The organism is Undibacterium parvum, from assembly GCF_003955735.1.
Lineage (GTDB): Bacteria > Pseudomonadota > Gammaproteobacteria > Burkholderiales > Burkholderiaceae_D > Undibacterium > Undibacterium parvum.
In genome coordinates, this window is the sequence record NZ_CP034464.1 from 3,187,409 (window position 1) to 3,209,722 (window position 22,314).

At 47.3% G+C, this 22,314-nt stretch carries 18 protein-coding genes; 17 read left to right on the plus strand and 1 reads right to left on the minus strand.

Features of this window, described 5'->3' with window-relative positions; genetic code table 11:
* Positions 1 to 635 precede the first annotated feature (635 nt).
* The 14 genes from gyrA (at position 636) to cysM (ending at position 17,094) form a co-directional block, all read left to right on the plus strand.
* Positions 636 to 3,341, plus strand: coding sequence for a DNA gyrase subunit A (gene gyrA / locus EJN92_RS13945; protein WP_126128381.1), 2,706 nt, complete (start codon positions 636 to 638; stop codon positions 3,339 to 3,341).
* Positions 3,342 to 3,345: 4 nt separating this feature from the next.
* Positions 3,346 to 4,449, plus strand: coding sequence for a 3-phosphoserine/phosphohydroxythreonine transaminase (gene serC / locus EJN92_RS13950; RefSeq protein WP_126128382.1), 1,104 nt, complete (start codon positions 3,346 to 3,348; stop codon positions 4,447 to 4,449).
* Positions 4,450 to 4,681: 232 nt separating this feature from the next.
* The gene (pheA, locus tag EJN92_RS13955; protein ID WP_126128383.1) at positions 4,682 to 5,752 is read left to right on the plus strand and encodes a prephenate dehydratase; all 1,071 of its coding nucleotides are present in this window, start codon (positions 4,682 to 4,684) and stop codon (positions 5,750 to 5,752) included.
* 255 nt (positions 5,753 to 6,007) lie between these two features.
* On the plus strand, positions 6,008 to 6,937 hold the full coding sequence (locus EJN92_RS13960; RefSeq protein WP_126128384.1) for a prephenate dehydrogenase: 930 nt from the start codon (positions 6,008 to 6,010) through the stop codon (positions 6,935 to 6,937).
* A gap of 81 nt (positions 6,938 to 7,018) precedes the next feature.
* Positions 7,019 to 8,356: a 3-phosphoshikimate 1-carboxyvinyltransferase gene (gene aroA, locus EJN92_RS13965; protein ID WP_126129933.1), complete on the plus strand. Its 1,338-nt coding sequence runs from the start codon at positions 7,019 to 7,021 to the stop codon at positions 8,354 to 8,356.
* On the plus strand, positions 8,353 to 9,024 hold the full coding sequence (gene cmk, locus EJN92_RS13970; protein WP_227869550.1) for a (d)CMP kinase: 672 nt from the start codon (positions 8,353 to 8,355) through the stop codon (positions 9,022 to 9,024). The genes aroA and cmk overlap by 4 nt, the downstream gene beginning before the upstream one ends.
* Before the next feature lie 116 nt (positions 9,025 to 9,140).
* Positions 9,141 to 10,862 carry a 30S ribosomal protein S1 gene (gene rpsA / locus EJN92_RS13975; protein ID WP_227869551.1) on the plus strand — a complete coding sequence of 574 codons (1,722 nt, stop codon included), beginning with the start codon at positions 9,141 to 9,143 and terminating at the stop codon, positions 10,860 to 10,862.
* Positions 10,863 to 10,876: 14 nt separating this feature from the next.
* Positions 10,877 to 11,209 carry an integration host factor subunit beta gene (locus EJN92_RS13980; RefSeq protein WP_227869835.1) on the plus strand — a complete coding sequence of 111 codons (333 nt, stop codon included), beginning with the start codon at positions 10,877 to 10,879 and terminating at the stop codon, positions 11,207 to 11,209.
* Between the two features lie 161 nt (positions 11,210 to 11,370).
* Positions 11,371 to 11,685 carry a LapA family protein gene (locus EJN92_RS13985; protein WP_126128387.1) on the plus strand — a complete coding sequence of 105 codons (315 nt, stop codon included), beginning with the start codon at positions 11,371 to 11,373 and terminating at the stop codon, positions 11,683 to 11,685.
* Between the two features lie 32 nt (positions 11,686 to 11,717).
* Positions 11,718 to 12,893, plus strand: coding sequence for a lipopolysaccharide assembly protein LapB (gene lapB / locus EJN92_RS13990; RefSeq protein ID WP_126128388.1), 1,176 nt, complete (start codon positions 11,718 to 11,720; stop codon positions 12,891 to 12,893).
* 57 nt (positions 12,894 to 12,950) lie between these two features.
* Positions 12,951 to 14,324: a UDP-glucose dehydrogenase family protein gene (locus EJN92_RS13995; RefSeq protein ID WP_126128389.1), complete on the plus strand. Its 1,374-nt coding sequence runs from the start codon at positions 12,951 to 12,953 to the stop codon at positions 14,322 to 14,324.
* Between the two features lie 8 nt (positions 14,325 to 14,332).
* Entirely contained in the window at positions 14,333 to 15,262 is a 930-nt protein-coding gene (gene rfaE1, locus EJN92_RS14000; protein WP_126128390.1) for a D-glycero-beta-D-manno-heptose-7-phosphate kinase, read from the plus strand.
* 187 nt (positions 15,263 to 15,449) lie between these two features.
* The gene (locus EJN92_RS14005) at positions 15,450 to 16,025 is read left to right on the plus strand and encodes a ComEA family DNA-binding protein (RefSeq protein ID WP_126128391.1); all 576 of its coding nucleotides are present in this window, start codon (positions 15,450 to 15,452) and stop codon (positions 16,023 to 16,025) included.
* 166 nt (positions 16,026 to 16,191) lie between these two features.
* Positions 16,192 to 17,094, plus strand: coding sequence for a cysteine synthase CysM (cysM, locus tag EJN92_RS14010; protein WP_126128392.1), 903 nt, complete (start codon positions 16,192 to 16,194; stop codon positions 17,092 to 17,094).
* A 197-nt stretch (positions 17,095 to 17,291) separates the two neighbouring features.
* Here cysM and EJN92_RS21595 read toward each other — a convergent pair whose 3' ends face one another.
* Positions 17,292 to 17,483, minus strand: coding sequence for a hypothetical protein (locus tag EJN92_RS21595; RefSeq protein ID WP_126128393.1), 192 nt, complete (start codon positions 17,481 to 17,483; stop codon positions 17,292 to 17,294).
* A 1-nt stretch (position 17,484) separates the two neighbouring features.
* On the opposite strand from EJN92_RS21595, the gene EJN92_RS14020 reads away from it, so the two are divergent.
* From EJN92_RS14020 to EJN92_RS14030, 3 genes are all read left to right on the plus strand, one after another.
* Positions 17,485 to 19,407: a PrkA family serine protein kinase gene (locus EJN92_RS14020; protein ID WP_126128394.1), complete on the plus strand. Its 1,923-nt coding sequence runs from the start codon at positions 17,485 to 17,487 to the stop codon at positions 19,405 to 19,407.
* A gap of 63 nt (positions 19,408 to 19,470) precedes the next feature.
* The gene (locus EJN92_RS14025; RefSeq protein ID WP_126128395.1) at positions 19,471 to 20,739 is read left to right on the plus strand and encodes a YeaH/YhbH family protein; all 1,269 of its coding nucleotides are present in this window, start codon (positions 19,471 to 19,473) and stop codon (positions 20,737 to 20,739) included.
* A gap of 8 nt (positions 20,740 to 20,747) precedes the next feature.
* On the plus strand, positions 20,748 to 22,292 hold the full coding sequence (locus EJN92_RS14030) for a SpoVR family protein (RefSeq protein WP_126128396.1): 1,545 nt from the start codon (positions 20,748 to 20,750) through the stop codon (positions 22,290 to 22,292).
* Positions 22,293 to 22,314: the final 22 nt, after the last annotated feature.

Sequence of the window (22,314 nt, forward strand, 5' to 3'; positions counted from 1 at the left end):
TGCCATTCGAGTTCAGCCCCTTTATGTTTTGAGGCTTATTTTCCTGTGTTTCTAATATGAAGCTAAGCTTTGTGCGCTGACGATGCTGACGATCGAAATGTGCGGTTTTCTAGGATTTTGCCTTGGTGCTTAATGCGAGCGCCAGGTACTGGTTGATGTTCGTTTATGGTGTTTTAATGATAAATATCTTGGTAGTTTTTTCTATAATTTAGAATATTCTATCAAGATTTTTCATGCTTTTTTTTCTTTAGTTTGCTAATTTGTGCGTTTGCAGCAAATTGTAGAATTGAATGCGGCTTTGACTTACTTTTGGCGCTATTTTAAGTGTCTATTCTTTAATGTAATTTCCGATTTGTTGATCTGAGTCTAATCTTGTTGAAGTCTGGTTAGAGTTTTGGCGCAAGGCTGGCTTTTGTAAATATTTGGAGCTGGGGTATTTTTGCTATGTGTAAAAACGATGTTGTCACTGTATAGACATGTTAGAATCAGAAGTTCAGCGCCAAATAAAGTTAGTCGCAGAATTCATGTGATTTAATAGAATTCAGAGACCGCTTTTTTGGACTCGATGGCAACATACTGTAGTCGTATCGTTCCCTCGTTATTATCAACCAAGCTCTAAATCTGCCGGCCCGCCAATGGATCAATTCGCAAAAGAAACACTCCCGATTTCCCTTGAAGAAGAAATGCGCAAGAGCTACCTCGATTACGCCATGAGCGTGATTGTTGGTCGAGCCTTGCCAGATGTTCGTGACGGTTTGAAGCCTGTGCACAGACGCGTGTTGTTCGCGATGCACGAGATGAATAATGTGTACAACCGTCCGTTTGTTAAGTGCGCCCGTGTGGTCGGTGAGACCATGGGTAAGTACCATCCCCATGGTGATGCCTCAATTTACGATACCTTGGTACGGATGGCGCAGGATTTTTCTTTGCGTTACACCTTAGTAGACGGTCAAGGTAACTTTGGTTCTGTCGATGGCGATAATGCCGCTGCGATGCGTTACACCGAGTGCCGACTGGATAAAATCGCGAATGAGATACTCGCCGATATCGATAAGGAAACAGTCGATTTCGTTCCTAACTACGATGGCAAAGAAAAAGAGCCGTCGGTATTGCCGACGCGCATCCCTAATCTGTTGATCAACGGTGCATCCGGTATTGCTGTCGGTATGGCGACCAATATTCCGCCGCATAATATTACCGAAGTTATTAATGGTGCTTTGCACGTCTTGCGTAACCAAGATTGTACGATCGATGAGTTGATTGAAATTATTCCGGCTCCGGATTTCCCAACCGCCGGTATTATTTATGGTGTGTCTGGTGTGCGCGATGGTTATCGCACCGGTCGTGGCCGTGTGGTGATGCGCGCCAAGACCCATTTTGAAGAGTATGGCAGAGAAGGCCGCACCGCCATCATCGTGGATGAATTGCCTTATCAGGTGAATAAAAAATCCCTGCTAGAGCGTATCGCCGAGAACGTGCGTGACAAGAAGCTAGAGGGTATTTCTGATATTCGTGATGAGTCAGATAAATCCGGTATGCGCGTCGTGATCGAATTGAAACGCGGTGAAGTGCCAGAAGTGGTCTTGAATAATCTGTATAAGCAGACGCAGTTGCAAGACACCTTTGGTATGAATATGGTGGCGCTGGTGAACGGTCAGCCGAAGTTGTTGAACCTTAAACAGATGCTGGAATGCTTCTTGTCGCATCGTCGTGAAGTCGTGACACGTCGTACCGTATTTGAACTGCGCAAAGCACGCGAACGCGGCCATGTATTAGAAGGTCTGGCGGTTGCACTAGCTAATATCGACGATTTTATCGCCATCATCAAGGCCGCGCCTACGCCACCTTTGGCGAAACTCGAGTTGATGAATCGTGCATGGGATAGCTCTATGGTGCGCGAGATGTTGACGCGTACTGCTGCGGATAATCCTGCCGGTATCGAAGCTTTCCGTCCTGAGAGCCTGCCTAAGCATTACGGTATCCAAACTGACGGTCTGTATAAATTGTCAGACGATCAGGCGCAAGAAATTTTGCAAATGCGTTTGCAACGCTTGACTGGCTTGGAACAAGACAAGATCGTCAATGAATACAAAGATGTGATGTCGGAGATTGCCGACTTGCTGGATATTTTGTCCAAGCCTGAGCGCGTTACCGTCATCATTACTGACGAATTGACTGCCTGCATGAACGAATACGGTGCAGGTAACAAGGATGTTCGTCGCTCTGAGATTGTTCATAACGCGACCGATTTGGAAACCGAAGATTTAATCACGCCGCTTGACATGGTAGTGACCTTGTCGCACACCGGTTATATGAAGTCCCAACCAGTTTCTGAATACCGTGCGCAGAAGCGCGGCGGTCGCGGTAAACAAGCGATGGCGACTAAAGATGATGACTGGATAGAGCAATTGTTCGTCGCCAATACCCATGATTACATTTTGTGTTTCAGTAATCGCGGTCGCCTGTACTGGTTAAAAGTGTGGGAAGTGCCACAAGGCTCGCGCAATTCGCGCGGCAAACCTATCGTGAATATGTTCCCGCTCTTGGATGGCGAAAAAATTACCGTGATTTTGCCTTTGTCTGGCGCAAATCGTAGTTTCCCTGAAGATCATTACATCTTCATGGCGACCAGTCTCGGAACGGTGAAGAAATCCCCTCTGAATGACTTTAGCAATCCACGTAAGGCCGGCATTATTGCGGTGGCGCTGGATGAGGGCGATTTCCTGATCGGTGCGGCGCTGACCGATGGCAAGCATGACGTGATGTTGTTCTCCGATTCCGGCAAGGCGGTGCGCTTCGACGAAAACGATGTTCGTCCTATGGGCCGTACCGCACGTGGTGTGCGTGGTATGAATCTGGAAGAGGGTCAGCAAGTGATCGCTTTACTGGTTGCTGAGAACGAGCAGCAATCGGTATTAACTGCGACTGAAAACGGTTACGGTAAACGTACCCCTATTTCTGAATACACGCGCCATGGTCGCGGCACTAAGGGCATGATCGCGATTCAAACTTCCGAGCGTAACGGTAAAGTTGTTGCCGCAACCTTGGTCGATCCAGTTGATGAAATTATGCTGATTACTACCGGTGGCGTTTTAATCCGTACCCGGGTGGCGGAGATTCGTGAAATGGGTAGGGCAACTCAGGGCGTGACTCTGATCGCGGTAGAAGATGGGACTAAGTTGTCCGGGCTACAGCGTATCGTTGAAACGGATGTCGATACTGAGATTGAAGGCGAAGTCGATGCCAGTGCAGTCGTGACCAATGTGGCGACTGATGCCGGTAGCGATTTAGCAGATGACGCAGCGAATGATGCAGGCACCGATACTGGCGCTGCGGAGTAAGCTGATGACGACGATTTACAATTTTTCAGCCGGTCCTGCGGTTTTGCCTAAAGAAGTATTGCAGCAGGCTGCCGCAGAAATGCTTGATTGGCACGGTAGTGGTATGTCGGTCATGGAAATGAGTCATCGTGGTCCCGAGTTCATGTCCATCATGGCAGCAGCGCAAAGTGATTTGCGCGAGCTGCTGGCAGTGCCAGCCAACTATAAAATCTTGTTTCTGCAAGGCGGTGGTTTGGCCGAGAATGCCATCGTCCCCATGAATCTGATGGGGCGCAAGCCGCAACCGGCGACCGCTGATTTTATCCATACTGGTTCATGGACTGCAAAATCGATCAAAGAAGCGCGCAAATATGGCAACGTAAATATTGCTGCCTCAGCGGAAGCTAGTGGTTTTAACGTTGTGCCAGTGCGTGCCAGCTGGAATTTATCCAAGGATGCTGCTTACGTCCATATTTGCAGTAACGAAACCATCGATGGCGTCGAGTACCATTTCACGCCCGAGGTTGGAGACGATACGGGCGAGGCGCCTATCGTTGCCGATATGTCGTCGCAGATTTTGTCGCGCGTGATCGATGTCTCTAAATATGGTGTGATTTTTGGCGGGGCGCAAAAAAATATAGGCCCGGCCGGTTTAACTATCGTCATCGTACGTGATGATTTGTTGGGGCATGCCTTGCCATGTTGCCCATCGGCGTTTGACTGGAAAATCGTGGCCGACAATGATTCCATGTACAACACCCCGCCTACTTACGCGATCTATATTGCAGGCTTGGTGTTTCAGTGGTTGAAACGTCAGGGCGGTGTCGCCGCTATTGAACAAAAAAATATTGCGAAAGCCAAGCTGCTTTACGATTTTCTCGATGCCTCTGATTTTTACCTCAATCGCATTGAAAAGGATTGCCGTTCGCGCATGAATGTCCCTTTCTTTTTGCGTGATGAGACGCATAATGCGGCTTTTCTGGCAGCAGCCAAAGAGCGCGGCTTATTGCAAATAAAAGGACATAAGTCAGTAGGCGGCATGCGCGCTTCTATCTATAACGCCATGCCTATAGAAGGTGTGCAAGCATTGGTGAACTTCATGCAGGAATTTGCCAGTAGCCACGCTTAAGCGCCTTACGCTAAGTGTGTAGACTGGACTCGAAAATCCAGTCTCTGGCTTCAGATGTAAAATTTAGTCTCCTCTCTTCGTTAGCCCTTTCTTTGCATGGAATCATCCATCACCTGGAAACCGTGGCGCTGACGAACCAAGTCAAAAGCTTGGCGGGAGCAGGTAAGATGTCCAGCGTTAACTGAGATTGTTGTTAGCGGCCTTGTGATGCAAAACGGTTTTTAGGTTACTTATGAGCGACAATAAATTACTCCCCTTGCGTCATCAGATAGACGCGATCGATGCCCAGATTCTTGATTTACTGAACCAGCGTGCCCGCGTAGCGGAAGCGGTTGGCCATCTGAAGGCAGAGACGAATGCGCCGGTGTTTCGTCCCGAGCGTGAGGCGCAAGTCTTGCGCGGCGTTGCCGAGCGCAACCCTGGTCCTTTAAATAGCGACGATGTGCAATTGATTTTCCGTGAAATTATGTCGGCCTGTCGCGCTTTAGAGCGCCGCGTGGTCGTAGCATTTTTGGGGCCGGTCGGCACCTTCAGTGAGCAAGCGGTGTACCAGCAATTTGGTCATGCGATTCAGGCTTTACCCTGTGTTTCTATCGACGAAGTGTTTCGCGCTACCGAGGCCGGGACTGCCGATTTTGGCGTGGTGCCGATAGAGAATTCATCCGAAGGCGCGATTAATCGCACCCTGGATTTATTATTGCAAACGAGTCTGGCGATCAGCGGTGAATTGGCGATTCCAGTACAGCATAGCTTGATGAGTAAATCTGGCAATATGGAAGGCATTACCCGTATCTGCGCTCATTCTCAGGCACTGGCGCAGTGTCAGGCCTGGCTCAATCAGCATTATCCGCACGTCGAACGACAGGCGGTTGCCTCGAATGCAGAAGCGGCGCGCATGGCCAGCGGCGACTTTAGTGTGGCGGCAATTGCCAGTGAAATCGCCGGGCATCAATATCATCTGGGTATAGTTAGTGCCCACATTCAAGACGATCCGCATAACCGTACTCGTTTTGCAGTCATTGGTCGTCTGCAGACTACACCTAGTGGCAAGGATCAAACTTCCTTGGTATTGGCGGTGCCTAATAAGGCTGGAGCGGTGTATGACTTATTGGCTCCGCTTGCCAAACACAGTGTCTCCATGACGCGCTTTGAATCGCGCCCAGCACGCACCGGCAATTGGGAATACTATTTCTATGTCGATGTGGAAGGTCATGTGATGGATGCCAAGGTGGCCGCTGCCATGGCTGATCTCAATGACAATGCCGCCTTCTTTAAAGTATTGGGCTCTTATCCTTGTACCTAGGCGCATAGTGTCGCTAACTCAATTTAGTCTGCGCAATATCCATGCGGCTTTGCAGCCATTTTCGTGCCAGAAGGCGCATGGATATTGCGCAATGGTTTTGGGAACTTCTAAAAAACCGTTAATCGGGATGCAGCGCAAGGCGCAAACCGGAGCAATACGTCGGTATTGCGAGGATTTGCAACGCCGCGATGCGCTCGAGTATGGGTTTTTTAGAAGTTCCCTTTTTAGATTTGTAAAAACGTGAATGGCCTAGTGATGGTAAACGATAGCAAACCAGGTTCACATGTATTTAAGCGTATCGCCATCTTCGGGGTAGGTTTGATAGGCGGTTCTTTTGCTTTGGCTTTAAAGAAAGCCGGTGCGGTGCAGCAGGTGGTGGGGGTAGGGCGCAGTCAGGCTTCGCTGCAGCGCGCGCAAGAACTGGGCATTATCGACCAGATCGCCAGTTCTGTTGAAGATGCGGTGTGTGGCGCTGATCTGATTTTGATTGCTGCCCCAGTGGCGCAGACGGCTGCCATTTTGATGGCAATGCAGCCTTATTTACAGACGGGGACGGTAGTCACCGACGCCGGTAGTACCAAGGCCGATGTGGTGGCTGCAGCAAGACAGGCGATGGGCCAGAAATTAGCCCAATTTGTGCCGGCTCATCCGATTGCAGGTCGTGAGTTAAATGGCCCCGATGCCGCCTTAGTCGATTTATATGCGGGCAAAAAAATCGTCATTACGCGTTTGCCGGAAAATTCGGCAGACGATGTCAATCTGGTGGCAAATGCCTGGCAGCAATGCGGCGCCATCATTCACCATTTAAGCCCTGCAGAACACGATGCGGTGTTTGCCGCTGTTAGCCACTTGCCGCATTTGTTGGCATATGCACTGGTCGACGATATTGCCAGAAAACCGCATGCCGAACGCTTGTTTCAATATGCGGCTAGCGGCTTTCGAGATTTCACGCGTATCGCCGGATCTTCGCCAGAAATGTGGCGCGACATTAGCCTGGCGAACCGCGATGCCATGTTGCAGGAACTTGATTCGTATACTGCTCAATTGGGACGCTTGCGCGCGCATTTATTGGCGGGCGATGCGCAGGCAATTGAAGCCATATATTCAAACGCGCAATTGGCTAGGCATAATTGGATTACTGCGATCGAAACGGCAGAGAAGCAGCGCAAGGACGGCGGCGATTGAGCTTGCTGGGTGCTTGAGTAAAGCAGAGCGCAGCGGCCATACCTATTGTATACAAGCTAGGGACTAAGCATGACACAACACATGACACAAGCAACCAAACACTATCCGCACTACATCGATTTGCATCCGGCCATGGAGGTGCAGGGCGTGGTGCGCTTGCCTGGCTCTAAAAGTATCTCGAACCGTATTTTGCTACTGGCCGCCTTGGCCAAGGGCGATACGAAGATCATGGATTTGCTGGCCTCCGACGATACCCTGGTGATGCTCAATGCTTTGCATGCGCTAGGCGTGCACTGGACCCAAGACGGGGCCAGCCAAAATTACACAGTGCAGGGTGCCGATGGCGCATTCCCCAAGCATCAGGCCGACCTGTTTATGGGCAATGCCGGTACTGCGATCCGGCCTCTGGTGGCGGCCCTGGCGGTTTTGGGCGGCGACTATACGGTGCATGGTGTGCCACGTATGCATGAAAGGCCGATCGGCGATCTGGTCGATGCCCTCAATGCTGTGGGCACGCAAATTACCTACACCGGCAATCCTGGCTTTCCACCTTTGCATATACGCCGTGGCCGCCTGCATGCGCAGCGCATGCAGGTGAAGGGAAATGTATCGAGTCAATTCCTGACTGCAGTCTTGATGGCGGCGCCCTTGATGGCGCAGCAGCATGACGTTGTCATTGAGGTGGTGGGAGAGCTGATCTCCAAACCATATATAGAAATTACCTTAAATCTGATGCAGCGTTTTGGTGTTGAGGTCGAGCGTGATGGCTGGCAAGCATTCACCATCAAGGCCGGGCAGCAATATGTTTCGCCGGGTGTGATTCATGTCGAGGGCGACGCATCCTCAGCTTCGTATTTTTTGGCGGCCGGGGCGATTGCCGGCGGCCCAATCCGGGTTGAGGGCGTAGGCTTAAACAGCATCCAGGGCGATGTGCGTTTTGCCGAGGCATTGGAAAAAATGGGGGCGACCATCACCCGTGGCGATAATTGGATAGAAGCCAAATCGAACGGCATATTGCAAGCTATCGATATGGATTTTAATCATATTCCCGATGCTGCCATGACGATCGCGATCGCCGCCTTGTATGCCAATGGCACCACGGTATTGCGTAATATCGCCAGTTGGCGCGTCAAGGAAACCGATAGAATCGCTGCGATGGCCACCGAATTGCGCAAACTTGGTGCGATAGTCGAAGAAGGCGAAGATTATATGACCGTGACGCCACCGGCGCAGATACGGCCTGCAACTATTGACACCTATGATGATCACAGGATGGCAATGTGCTTTTCATTGGCAACGCTCGATGGTAAGGCAAGGTGCGGTGCGGCTATGCGTATCAACGATCCAAAATGTGTGGCGAAGACTTTTCCTGATTATTTTGAAGCCTTTGCCAAGATTAATCATAAGGAGTTATTTTGACTGTTCCCGTAATTACAATAGATGGGCCTACCGCTTCCGGCAAAGGGACGGTGGCACATAGAGTTGCCAAACATTTGGGCTTTCATTACCTTGATTCTGGCGCCTTGTACCGATTGACTGCGTTATCCGCTGCGCAACAAGGCATTTCCCTTGAGGATGAAGCTGCTTTGGCAGATTTGGCGCGGGTCTTGCCATGTCAGTTTGTTAAAGGGCACGTCTTACTCGATGGCGAGGATGTTACCGATGCTGTGCGTGCCGAGGAAATAGGCGTAGCCGCTTCCAAATTGGCGGTATTGCCTAAGGTTCGCCAGGCTTTGTTTGATTTGCAAGTTGCGTTTCGTTTTGCCCCTGGCTTGGTGGCAGATGGCCGCGACATGGGGACCGTAATTTTCCCTGATGCACTACAAAAGGTGTACTTAACTGCAAGTGTCGAAGCGCGCGCTGGCAGGCGTTATAAGCAATTGAAAGAAAAGGGAATTTCTGCTACTATGGAAGACTTGGTAAAAGATTTGGCTGAGCGTGATGCGAGGGATATTGCCCGAACTGCCGCTCCGCTTAAGCCAGCGCCAGGTGCTGTAATTCTAGATACTTCAGAGTTGACCGTCGATGAGTCGGTACATGCGGTGCTAGCCTTATACGCAGATGCAGTAAAGCTTTCTAATATATGAATTAAATCATTTATATGATGAAAGTTGCCGTGCCCTTATATGAAAATGATAAGGGATTGTTTAATCTAACCCGGTAAATAGCGCCTTTGCACTATTCCGGCTCACTCGTGAATATTATGTCTACTGTTTTCATGTCTCAAGGTTTCGATACCGGCGCAGATAGTTTTGCTGCTTTGTTTGAAGAATCGCTGTCTCGTCAAGATATGCGTTCTGGCGAAGTCATTTCTGCTGAAGTCGTTCGTATCGACCACAATTTCGTGATCGTAAATGCTGGCCTCAAGTCTGAAGCATTTATCCCTGTTGAAGAATTCAAAAACGACCAAGGCGAATTGGAAGTTAACATCGGCGATTTCGTTTCCGTAGCGATTGATTCGCTGGAAAACGGTTTCGGCGACACTATCTTGTCCCGCGACAAAGCAAAACGTTTGGCCTCATGGCTTGCGCTTGAAAAAGCGTTGGAGTCTGGTGAAATCGTTATTGGTACTGTCAATGGTAAAGTTAAAGGTGGTTTGACTGTTCTGACCAACGGCATCCGCGCTTTCTTGCCAGGTTCATTGGTCGATACTCGTCCAGTAAAAGACACTACCCCTTACGAAGGCAAAACCTTGGAATTCAAGGTTATCAAGCTCGATCGTAAGCGTAATAACGTGGTTCTGTCACGTCGTGCTGTAGTTGAAGCATCGATGGGCGAAGAGCGTCAAAAACTGATGGAAACACTGAAAGAAGGCACAGTGGTCGTCGGTATCGTAAAAAATATCACTGACTACGGCGCATTCGTGGATCTGGGCGGTATCGATGGTCTGTTGCATATCACTGATCTGGCATGGCGTCGTGTACGTCATCCTTCAGAAGTATTGACAGTCGGTCAAGAGATCACTGCTAAGATTCTGAAGTTTGATCAAGAGAAAAACCGTGTTTCTCTGGGTGTAAAACAATTGGGCGACGATCCTTGGACTGGACTGTCACGTCGTTACCCACAACACACCCGTTTGTTCGGTAAAGTAACGAACCTGACTGACTACGGCGCATTCGTTGAAGTCGAGCAGGGTATCGAAGGTTTGGTACACGTTTCCGAAATGGACTGGACTAACAAAAACGTTGCACCAAATAAAGTTGTTCAATTGGGCGATGAAGTTGAAGTCATGGTTCTGGAAATCGACGAAGACCGTCGTCGTATCAGCCTGGGTATGAAACAGTGCAAAGCTAATCCTTGGGATGATTTCGCGATCAACCACAAGAAGGGCGATAAGCTGCGCGGCGCAATCAAATCTATCACTGATTTCGGCGTATTTATCGGCTTGTCCGGTAACATCGACGGTCTGGTACATTTGTCTGATTTGTCTTGGAACGAAACCGGCGAAGAAGCCGTACGTCGCTTCAAGAAAGGTGACGAGCTGGAAGCCATCATTCTGGCGATCGACGTTGAGCGTGAACGTGTTTCCCTGGGTGTTAAACAACTCGAAGGCGACCCATTCAACAACTATTGCGCAATGAATGACAAAGGTGCCATCGTTACTGGTACTGTTAAGTCAGTCGAAGCTAAAGGTGCTGTGATTCAATTGGCTGACGAAGTTGAAGGCTACTTGCGCGCTTCCGAAATCTCCCGCGACCGCGTGGAAGATGCTGGTACTCACCTGAAAGTTGGCGATACTGTCGAAACTCTGGTATTGAACATCGATCGTAAAGCACGTGGCATCCAATTGTCTATCAAGGCAAAAGATTCTGCTGAAACACAAGAAGCAATGCAAAAGATGTCTACTGACACTAATTCTAATGCAGCTTCCGGTACAACTAGCCTTGGCGCGTTGTTGAAGGCAAAGTTCGATAATAAGAACTAAGCAACAACAGTGTCATTGAGGCTTTTGATGTTTCAAAAACTATGACGAAGTCGGAGCTAATTGCTCGGCTGGCAGAGCGATATCCGCAACTGATTGCAAAAGATGTGGATGTCGCGGTCAAGGCCATACTCGATGCGATGGCAGATTCATTGTCTAGTGCGCAGCGTATCGAGATACGTGGTTTCGGCAGCTTTTCACTGAATAGCCGGCCGCCACGTATTGGTCGTAATCCTAAGTCAGGTGACAAAGTAATGGTTCCCGAAAAGCGGGTGCCACACTTCAAGCCAGGCAAAGAATTGCGCGAAAGAGTCGATGCAATGGTGGGGCAACCCATCCTTGATGATTGAGTGGTAGCTGGCATCTAAAGCAACAAAATTGAAAACGGCATAGCGGATTTCCGATATGCCGTTTTTTTTCACGTACAATTTCATATCTACATATAAATTCTTTGCGCGCACGCCGTATATAGCGCTACGCGAGGTCTGACTTCTTTAGTTAAGGTATAAATATGAAATTTATTTCAAGAGCATTAGCGCTAGTTTTGTTCATCCTATTTTTTGGATTTGCATTAAAGAATGATCAGATAGTTACCCTACAATATTTTTGGGGGTATGCACAATCGGCTCCTTTAGCTATTTTGTTGCTCGCATTTTTTGTCACAGGTGCCGTTCTTGGTATCTTAGCTATGGTCCCTATCGTTTTTCATCATCGTAAGGATATCTCCAAGCACAAAAAAACCATCGCGGAAATTGAGGCCGAGCGCGCTGCTGAGCAGCGCGCCAGTACGCAGGCACCTCAGATCGACAGCGTTCGAAATATCTGATTCATCAGTAAAATATAAACGAATATAAAAATATGGAATTAGAAATCTGGTGGTTACTCGGTATTCCCTTGTTTTTCTCCTTAGGTTGGGTTGCCGCGCGGGTCGATATACGGCAATTGCTCGCAGAGTCACGTAGCCTGCCTAATGGTTACTTCAAAGGTTTAAATTACCTGCTCAACGATCAGCATGATAAGGCGATCGATGCCTTTATCGATATCGTAAAACTTGATCCCGAAGCGGTAGAGTTACACTTCGCCTTAGGTAATTTGTTTCGCCGTCGTGGTGAAACAGAGCGTGCGATTCGCGTCCATCAAAATCTGTTATCGCGCCCCGATTTACCCTTAGAGCAGCAAACCCAGGCTATGTTCGAACTGGGCCAGGATTATTTGAAAGCCGGCTTACTCGACCGTGCCGAAGAAACCTTTAATCAACTGGTGGCAGGCACTTATGCGATACAGGCACGGCGCTCCTTGCTGGAAATTTATCAACGCGAAAAAGAATGGGCGCGTGCCATTGATGCTGCACACGCACTGCAGGAGTCCGGTGCTGGTGGCAGGCAAAAAGAAATTGCTCAGTTTTATTGTGAATTGGCGCAGGACGAATTGGTCCACACAAATTCGGACGCTGCTCTGGCTATGTTAGACAAGGCGCTAGCGACAGATAGACATAATGTCCGTGCCGCGATTTTATTGGGTGATGTGCAGCTCAGTAAAGGCGATACTGAAAATGCCTTGTTGTCATGGCGCAGGGTAGAGCAGCAAAGTGTGCCGCATGTTGCCTTGGTCGCACAGCGTCTGATGGATGGCTACCGCTCGCTTGATAGACCGCAAGAAGGTTTAAACCTTTTAAAAGGCTATCTTGCGGAGGCTCCCTCTATCGATTTGTTGGAAGTGGTTTTTAAAGCGACGCTAGAACTTGATACTGTTGAATTGGCCAATCAGTTGGTCAGCGATGAGTTGCGCCGCACCCCAACTTTGCTCGCATTAGATAAGCTGTTGGACGCTCGTCTAATGGTGGCGCAGCCCGAGATTAGACCTGAATTATCGGTCGTTAAAAACTTGGTACATGGCTATGCGCAAAAACTGGCACGTTATCAATGCTCGCATTGCGGTTTTAAAGCGCGCCAATTTTATTGGCAGTGTCCGGGATGCAGTCGATGGGAAACCTATCCACCTCGACGCACCGAAGAATTGAGTGTCATGAATTAAGTCTGAAGTTATTTCAATGGCGTGTAGTAGAAACTTATCTTTGAACGTGAATAAGCAATGAAAATTACAATTATTGGTACCGGCTACGTCGGTTTGGTTACGGGTGCTTGTCTTGCAGAGTTAGGCAACGACGTATTTTGCCTTGATCTTGATCAGCAAAAAATTGACATTTTGAATGGCGGTGGCATCCCTATCCATGAGCCCGGCTTAGAAGAAATCGTTGCACGTAATCGTAGCGCTGGGCGATTGGTATTTTCAACCGATATCGCGGCCAGTGTCGCGCACGGTGATGTACAGTTTATCGCGGTCGGTACACCTCCTGATGAAGATGGTTCAGCTGACTTGCAATATGTATTGGCAGCGGCACGAAATATCGGCAAACACATGCAGGGCTTTAAAGTGATTGTAGTCAAGTCCACAGTTCCAGTGGGGACGGCGGAACGAGTTGGCGCTGCAATCGAAACTGAGTTAAAACTACGAGGCTCGAACGCGACTTATTCTGTAGTGTCAAATCCTGAATTTCTCAAAGAAGGTGCGGCAGTTGAGGATTTCATGCGTCCTGATCGTATTGTGATTGGTTGCGATGATAATTCGTTCGGCAATATTGCTAGAGCACAGATGAAAAAATTGTATACGCCATTTAATCGCAATCACGAGCGGACTTTTTGGATGGATGTGCGTTCTGCCGAGTTCACTAAGTATGCAGCGAATGCCATGTTGGCGACGCGTATTTCATTTATGAATGAATTAGCAAATCTGGCGGATAGAGTTGGTGTTGATATTGAAGCGGTGCGGCATGGAATAGGCTCGGATCCGCGTATCGGACATAGTTTTTTGTATGCCGGCTGTGGTTATGGCGGATCTTGCTTTCCTAAGGATGTTCAGGCACTAGAGCCTACCGCGCAAGACTATGGACAGGATTTATTGATATTACATGCCGTTGAGGCGGTCAATACCAAACAAAAACAAGTCTTAGGTGCAAAAATTATGGCGCGTTTTGGTGATGATTTGAGTGGAAAGCATTTTGCCGTTTGGGGACTCGCATTTAAGCCAAATACCGATGACATGCGGGCGGCATCCTCGCGTGTGCTATTGGGGGAACTGTTGCGCGCTGGTGCTACGGTCTCGGTTTATGATCCAGTTGCTATACCAGAAGCCAAACGTGTGTTCGCACTTGATTTCGCAGAGAATCCGGAGTTACTCGAAAACATTAATTATGCCGCCACGCCGATGGGCGCTTTGGATCAGGCCGATGCCTTGGCCATCGTGACGGAATGGAAGGCCTTCCGTAGCCCTAATTTCGAGCAAGTTAAAACTAGATTGAAGCAAGCTGTCATTTTTGATGGGCGTAATTTGTTTGAGCCAGCGCTGATGACAGATTTAGGGCTGGAATACCACGGTATCGGCCGCTCAATATTGACGCGTAGTTGAAAACTCCTATGGAATCTACAATAGCGCAAGCAAAACGTATGTTGGTGGTGGGCGATGTGATGTTGGATCGCTATTGGTTCGGGGAGGTCAATCGTATCTCGCCTGAGGCACCGGTACCTATCGTTCGGGTTGAACGACGCGAGGAGCGTTTGGGCGGCGCCGCCAACGTAGCACGCAACGCAGTGGCTTTGGGTTTGTCGGCTGGTTTACTAGGTGTTATTGGTCAAGATGAGGCAGGCAATATTGTTGAGGAATTATTGCAAGAGTCTGGAATTGAAAGTTATCTTAATCGGGATAATGCAATTTCTACGATTATTAAATTACGTGTGATTGGTCGGCAACAGCAATTGTTGCGGATAGACTTTGAACAGAAGCCTAGCGCTAGAGTTTTACAAGACAAGTTGACCCGTTTTAATGGGCTGATTGCTGATTATGATGTAATTGTCATGTCAGACTACGCCAAGGGAAGCTTGGTTAATGTCGCGACGATGATCGCTGCAGCCAAACAATTAGGCAAGCTAATACTGGTCGATCCTAAGGGGAGTGATTTCTCGCGCTACAAGGGAGCGAGCATGCTGACACCAAACAAATCAGAGATGCGCCAAATTATAGGTGACTGGGATAGTGAAGAGGAGTTAACCGAAAAAGCGCAAAGCCTAAGAGTTAAACTGGATTTGCAGGCATTGCTGTTGACACGCTCAGAAGAAGGGATGACGCTTTACACTGATACCGAGGTCATCCATGTGCCAGCCATGGCGCGTGAAGTTTATGATGTCTCTGGTGCGGGGGATACTGTGATTGCCACGATGGCAGCCATGCTGGCCGAGGGGAAAACTATGCGAGAAGCTGTGATGCTCGCGAATCAAGCAGGTGGTATTGTCGTTGGGAAATTAGGAACTGCCACCGCATCGAGAGCAGAATTATTTTCAAATTTGTAAATAGTTGTTATTTTTATGGTAAGTTGCTTTTATCTGTCAACCATCACTTAAAATCAACGTTATCTTGAGTGCGCAGACAGATGAGGTAGTTGATCAAGCAAGCGAGTAAGAATGATTGCATGATACAAAGTTTTGTCGCAAACAGGAACTCGAGGGATTTCTTATTTAACACTTTTGGAGTATTTACATGTTCAAGAAACTATTTCTAGCGTTAGCGGTTTTCATTGGTACCATGGGTTTCGCGTTTGCTGCTGTGGAGGTCAATAAGGGCGATCAGGCGGCTTTGGATGGTATCAAGGGCATAGGCCCCGCAACATCGAAAGCGATTATCGATGAGCGTAGTAAAGGTGGTAATTTCAAGGACTGGGCTGATTTTGAAACCAGAGTCAAAGGTGTGGGCGAAAAAAATTCAGTTAAATTTTCTGAGGCTGGATTGACAGTGAATGGCCAAGCCAAAGCCGGAGCTGCTGCTGCGGCGGCAAAACCAGTGGCTGCAGCTACAACTAAAGCCCCGGCAACTGTCGCACCAAAAGTGGTAGACAAACCAATAGCCGCGAGCGCTGCAACTACAGAAAAAACAAAAGCGGAAATCAAAGCAGAAAAAAAGGCCGCGAAAGCCGAAGCTAAAGCCAATAAAGCGGCTGAGGATAAGGCCGCTAAGGATGCTAAGGATGCTAAATCTAACGCAGCAAAGTCGGTTGTTGACGCGCCGGCGGCTTCTGCTAAAGCAAGCACTGCTTCCAAGCCTGCAACAACTAAGTAACTCGATGCCTATTCAGCAATCCTGAATAGGTGATAAAAATCCTCTCATAATTAGTGAGAGGATTTTTCATTTTTATTTTCTTCGTCTTATCTTTTGATAGCACGCAAGCATGAAAATGCCTCAGCGTTTAGAATGATGCTCTAATCCCCATTCTCACTAGACACTTATGCCTTACTTGACCATTGAAGACACCATAGGAAATACCCCTTTGGTAAGATTGCAACGACTTCCCGGTGAAGACGCTAAGCGTAGAAATAATGTGATTTTGGGGAAGCTGGAAGGGAATAATCCTGCAGGTTCAGTCAAGGACAGGCCAGCTTTGTCTATGATTAAGCGCGCTGAAGAACGCGGACGTATCAAGCCCGGTGATACCTTAATCGAAGCTACGAGTGGAAATACTGGGATCGCGCTGGCGATGGCTGCAGCGATGCGTGGCTATAAAATGCTACTCTTGATGCCAGAAAATCTAAGTATAGAGCGTCGTCAAAGTATGGCCGCCTATGGCGCGCAGATTATCTTAACGCCAAAGACCGGAGGGATGGAGTATGCCCGGGATTTGGCTGAGCAAATGCAAAAAGAGGGAAAAGGAACTATTCTTGATCAGTTCGCAAATCCAGATAATCCCCTAGCGCACTATGAAACTACAGGGCCAGAAATTTGGCGCGATACAAAAGGACAGATTACGCATTTTGTCAGCGCGATGGGAACTACTGGAACTATTATGGGCGTTTCGGCTTTTCTAAAAGAACAAAATCCGCTGATACAAATTGTTGGCGCGCAACCAGAAGATGGTTCTCAAATACCTGGCATTCGAAAATGGCCAGAAGCCTATATGCCGAAAATATTTGATAAATCCAGAGTCGATCAGGTTGCCTCGGTCAGCCAATCGGATGCTGAACACATGACGAGACGATTAGCTGTGGAGGAAGGCATATTTTGCGGAATATCAGCCGCCGGAGCCTGCGAAATCGCATTACGATTATCACAAAAAGTAGAGAACGCGACGATAGTATTTATTGTCTGTGACCGAGGTGATCGTTATCTTTCTACGGGCGTGTTTCCTGCTTAAATGTCGCTTGGTTATTTGTGAAAATTTTTAATCGAGACATTTTGAGTTTTTGAAATATACCGATATTCACCAGGAAATCCCTTCTATAAACAGGGGACATGAACAGTCATGTTTATACTCACTAGTAACTCGCGATGCCTAAGCTCCGCCTCGGCTTCTATATATTTCTCTTTTTAGATCTGTTTGGATTCGCTAGTTTAGATTGCTGGAATGAGTATTTCCCTTTGTGGTTTAATTCGCTCAAGTAACAAATTTTTAAAAAAATCGTTACCATTCTTACTAATATCACCTATAGTAAAATCGTAACGTGCTGGAACATCATGAATCTCTGGCATGTGCAAAAATAGTTTTGGCATGTGGTTTTGATTATCGCTTTCAAAGGAGATCACGATGAAAATTTTTGACAATTACGCGGCACGTTATGAACGCACTCGTGAGGAAGAATATTCCCTCTCTGAGTTCTTGGAATTGTGTAAAAAGGAACCGCTCGCTTATGCAACCGCCGCTGAGCGTATGCTGGCAGCGATCGGTGCGCCAGAGCAAATCGATACCCGTCACGACTCTAGACGCTCTCGTATCTTCTCGAATAAAGTCATTAAAATCTATCCGGCCTTCCGTGAATTTTACGGTATGGAAGAAGTGATAGAACAGGTTGTCTCCTACTTCAGACATGCCGCGCAAGGCTTGGAGGAACGCAAACAAATACTCTATTTATTGGGACCAGTGGGTGGTGGTAAATCGTCCATTGCAGAACGTCTCAAGTATTTGATGGAAAAAATTCCCTTCTATTGTATTAAAGGCTCGCCTATTAATGAATCGCCTCTTGGATTATTTAGCGAGGACGAAGATGGCGCTATCCTTGAAGAGGATTTTGGCATTCCCCGGCGTTATCTACGCGGTATTCCCAGTCCTTGGGCGGTCAAACGTCTACATGAATTTAATGGGGACATTAATCAATTTCGGGTAGTGCGGCGTTACCCTTCGGTTTTGAAGCAGGTCGCAGTTTCAAAAACTGAGCCGGGTGATGAAAATAACCAAGACATTTCTTCCTTGGTTGGTAAGGTCGATATCCGTAAACTAGAGGACTATGGTCAAGATGATCCGGATGCATACAGTTTTTCTGGAGGGCTTTGTTTATCGAACCAAGGCTTGATGGAATTTGTGGAAATGTTTAAGGCACCTATCAAAGTTTTGCATCCACTGTTGACAGCGACTCAAGAAGGTAATTTTAAAGGAACCGAAGGCTTTGGCGCGATACCGTTTGAAGGAATTATTTTGGCTCACTCGAATGAGTCTGAATGGAAAACCTTTAAAAACAATAAAAATAACGAAGCGTTTCTGGATAGGATATATATCGTTAAAGTGCCGTACTGCCTGAGAGTTTCCGATGAAATAAAAATATATGAAAAGCTGATACGTACATCATCGTTGGCCGAGGCGCCTTGCGCTCCCGGCACTTTAAAAATGATGTCGCAATTTGCGGTGCTCTCCAGGCTCAAGGAGCCAGAAAACTCTAGTATTTACAGCAAAATGTTGGTGTACGACGGTGAAAACTTAAAGGATACCGATCCGAAAGCAAAATCTCGCCAAGAGTATTCTGACTATGCTGGTGTTGACGAAGGTATGAATGGTCTATCAACTCGTTTTGCCTTCAAAATTTTATCCAAGGTGTTTAACTTTGATAATACCGAAGTCGCGGCCAACCCTGTACATCTATTGTATGTCTTGGAGCAACAAATAGAGCGCGAGCAATTTCCTGCCGAGTTGGAGCAGAAGTATTTTTCGTATATCAAAGAATATCTGGCTCAGCGTTATGCTGAGTTTATTGGTAAAGAAATCCAAACTGCCTATTTAGAAAGCTATTCTGAATATGGTCAAAATATTTTCGATCGTTACGTTACTTTTGCTGATTTTTGGATACAGGATCAAGAGTTCCGAGATCCGGATACCGGTGAAAGTTTTGATCGGGACGCCTTAAATAATGAGCTAGAAAAGGTAGAAAAACCAGCTGGAATTTCTAATCCTAAAGATTTTCGCAATGAGATCGTCAATTTTGTCTTGCGCGCCAGGGCGCAAAACGCTGGAAAAAATCCTACCTGGACCAGCTACGAAAAACTAAGGACGGTGATAGAGAAAAAAATGTTTTCTAATACCGAAGAGCTGTTACCCGTCATTTCATTTAATGCTAAAGCCAGCGCGGATGACGTCAACAAGCATCAGGAGTTTGTCGATAGGATGGTTGCCAAGGGATATACCGCGAAACAGGTTAGGTTGTTGTGCGAGTGGTATTTGCGAGTCAGAAAGTCGTCCTAGTACAGCGCAGCGCTGGGTGTTTATGCTAAGAAGGTTTGCGCTGGCTTTGACAGGGAGACTATTTTGGTACACTTAATTGATAGGCGAGTTCAAGGGAAAAATAAATCTGCACCGAATCGTGAGCGTTTTTTACGTCGGTATAAAGGACAGATCAAGGAGGCTGTGGCACGCGCGATTAAAGGACGTTCTATTACCGACATAGAAAGTGGTGAGAAGATCACAATACCAGTCAAAGACGTCAATGAACCCACATTCGGCCATGCGCATGGAGGTGTTTGGGAAACGGTGCAACCCGGCAATCAGGAATACCTGAAGGGCGATCAAATCGCCAGACCCAAAGGTGGCGGTGGTTCCGGAAAAGGACAGGCTGGAAATAGCGACGATTTGAGCGAAGACGAATTTGGTTTTCAGCTTAGTCGTGAAGAGTTTCTCAATTATTTTTTTGAAGACTTAGAGCTGCCAAATTTAGTCAAGACTCAACTTGCCTCAACAACGGATTTTAAGAGCCAAAGGGCAGGCTATACGACATCCGGCACCGCTTCGAGTTTGCATGTGTTGCGCTCCCTGCGTGGCGCTCTGGGACGGCGGATCGCGGTTGGAGGAAGATCAGCTCGACGTCTTAAAGAAGCCGAGACGGAAATGACCGCGCTGCTCGATTCTGGCTTAGACATGGCTGATCTGCGCATTCTTGCATTGAAGCAGGAAATCCATCATTTGCGCACCCGCTTGTTGGCGATCCCTTTTATTGATCCTTTTGATTTGCGTTACAACAATCGTATCAAGGTTCCCAAACCATCCACCAAGGCAGTCATGTTTTGCTTACTTGATGTCTCAGGTTCTATGGATGAGCAGAAAAAAGATATGGCCAAACGCTTTTTTATTTTGCTATATCTTTTTCTGACCAAGGCCTATGACAAGATAGAGGTAGTGTTTATCCGGCACCATACCGCGGCCGCAGAAGTCGATGAAAACGACTTTTTTCACTCGCGTGAGTCGGGTGGCACCATCGTTTCTTCAGCCCTACATCTATTGACTAAGATCATTAAGGAGCGCTATCCAGCTGCTGATTGGAATGCTTATGTGGCGCAAGCATCAGATGGCGATAACTGGGACAACGATTCTGTCGCTTGCCGTGATTTGTTGATTAATACCATCATGCCCTTGGTTCAATATTATGCCTATGTTGAAATTACCGAAGGAGATCCACAAAACTTGTGGGAGGAGTACACACAAGTGCCGGCGCATCACGGACATTTTGCGATGCAAAGGATAAGGACACAGGCCGATATTTACCCTGTGTTTAGAGAGTTGTTCAAGAAACAAAGCAAATGAGGTAAATCATGAACAGCCCTGAAGGTATCGCTAAAAAAGTTAATCCAAATCGGTTGCCGGAACAATCTGAGTGGACCTTTGAATTGATTGAGCAGGCGCATGAGGAAATTCGTCGGGTAGCACAAAATTTCGGTTTGGATACTTACCCAAATCAACTAGAAATCATCACTGCAGAGCAAATGATGGATGCCTATGCATCGGTCGGTATGCCTGTGTCTTACCATCATTGGTCCTTCGGCAAACATTTTGTCGCCACCGAAAAAAGTTATAAACGCGGGCAGATGGGTTTAGCGTACGAGATTGTCATCAACTCAAATCCATGTATTGCCTATTTGATGGAAGAAAATAGTCTGACTATGCAAGCTCTGGTGATCGCGCATGCCGCTTATGGGCATAATTCATTTTTTAAAGGAAACTACCTTTTTCGCACATGGACCGATGCCGATGCGATTATCGATTACATGGTGTTTGCAAAAAATTATGTCAACGAATGTGAGCAGCGTCACGGGGTCGAGGCTGTTGAATTATTGCTTGATTCTTGCCATGCACTTCAAAATTATGGCGTAGATCGTTACAAACGACCGGCTAAATTATCTTTAGCTGAAGAGCGTGAAAAGCAAGAGGATCGTGAACGCTATATGCAGTCTCAAATCAACGATCTTTGGCGCACTTTGCCACGGCGAGAGGATGCAGAAATCAGCCCGGAGGAAAAACGATTTCCACCTGAACCACAGGAAAATATTTTGTACTTTATAGAAAAATATTCTCCGCTATTACAACCATGGCAGCGTGAATTAGTACGCATTACCCGAAAAATTTCACAATACTTTTATCCGCAACGTCAGACTCAGGTGATGAACGAAGGTTGGGCTACCTTCTGGCATTACACCATCTTGTACCAGTTGTTTGAAGAAGGAATAGTCGGCGATGGTTTTATGATGGAATTTTTGCAGAGCCATACCAATGTCGTGTATCAGCCTCCGGTGACCAGTCGCTACTTTAACGGGATTAATCCCTATGCTCTTGGTTTTGCCATGATGCGTGACATCCGGCGTATCTGTGAAAATCCTACAGAAGAGGATAGGGCTTGGTTTCCTGATATTGCCGGTTCTGACTGGCTCGCTACTTTAAACTTTGCGATGCGCAATTTTAAGGATGAAAGTTTTATTGCTCAGTTTTTGTCACCGAAATTAATACGGGATTTTCATTTTTTTTCGGTTCTTGATGATGATAGTAGGGAGAATTTGAGTATCTCTGCGATTCATGACGAAAGTGGTTATCAGGCTATTCGTCAGCAATTGGCGGGGCAATATAATTTGGGTAATCGGGAGCCTAATATACAGGTGTGGGCAGTTGATATGCAGGGCGATAGGGCGCTGACCTTGCGGCATAATCAATATCTTCGCCGTCCCTTAAATGCACAAAGTAGCGATATGCTAAAGCATGTGGCGCGACTCTGGGGTTTTGATGTTTATCTCGAAATCGTTGATGAAAACAGTCACGTATTGAGTACCCAAGAATGCAAATGGGAAAAACGCAGCCGTATACGCTAGTACAGCAGATTCGAAACATCAG

Bases quoted from the DNA above. Each gene is read 5' to 3' on its own strand.
- gyrA (WP_126128381.1), top strand. From the start codon at position 636: ATGGATCAATTCGCAAAAGAAACACTCCCGATTTCCCTTGAAGAAGAA.
- serC (WP_126128382.1), top strand. From the start codon at position 3,346: ATGACGACGATTTACAATTTTTCAGCCGGTCCTGCGGTTTTGCCTAAA.
- pheA (WP_126128383.1), top strand. From the start codon at position 4,682: ATGAGCGACAATAAATTACTCCCCTTGCGTCATCAGATAGACGCGATC.
- EJN92_RS13960 (WP_126128384.1), top strand. From the start codon at position 6,008: ATGGTAAACGATAGCAAACCAGGTTCACATGTATTTAAGCGTATCGCC.
- aroA (WP_126129933.1), top strand. From the start codon at position 7,019: ATGACACAAGCAACCAAACACTATCCGCACTACATCGATTTGCATCCG.
- rpsA (WP_227869551.1), top strand. From the start codon at position 9,141: ATGTCTACTGTTTTCATGTCTCAAGGTTTCGATACCGGCGCAGATAGT.
- EJN92_RS13985 (WP_126128387.1), top strand. From the start codon at position 11,371: ATGAAATTTATTTCAAGAGCATTAGCGCTAGTTTTGTTCATCCTATTT.
- lapB (WP_126128388.1), top strand. From the start codon at position 11,718: ATGGAATTAGAAATCTGGTGGTTACTCGGTATTCCCTTGTTTTTCTCC.
- EJN92_RS13995 (WP_126128389.1), top strand. From the start codon at position 12,951: ATGAAAATTACAATTATTGGTACCGGCTACGTCGGTTTGGTTACGGGT.
- rfaE1 (WP_126128390.1), top strand. From the start codon at position 14,333: ATGGAATCTACAATAGCGCAAGCAAAACGTATGTTGGTGGTGGGCGAT.
- EJN92_RS14005 (WP_126128391.1), top strand. From the start codon at position 15,450: ATGTTCAAGAAACTATTTCTAGCGTTAGCGGTTTTCATTGGTACCATG.
- cysM (WP_126128392.1), top strand. From the start codon at position 16,192: ATGCCTTACTTGACCATTGAAGACACCATAGGAAATACCCCTTTGGTA.
- EJN92_RS14020 (WP_126128394.1), top strand. From the start codon at position 17,485: ATGAAAATTTTTGACAATTACGCGGCACGTTATGAACGCACTCGTGAG.
- EJN92_RS14030 (WP_126128396.1), top strand. From the start codon at position 20,748: ATGAACAGCCCTGAAGGTATCGCTAAAAAAGTTAATCCAAATCGGTTG.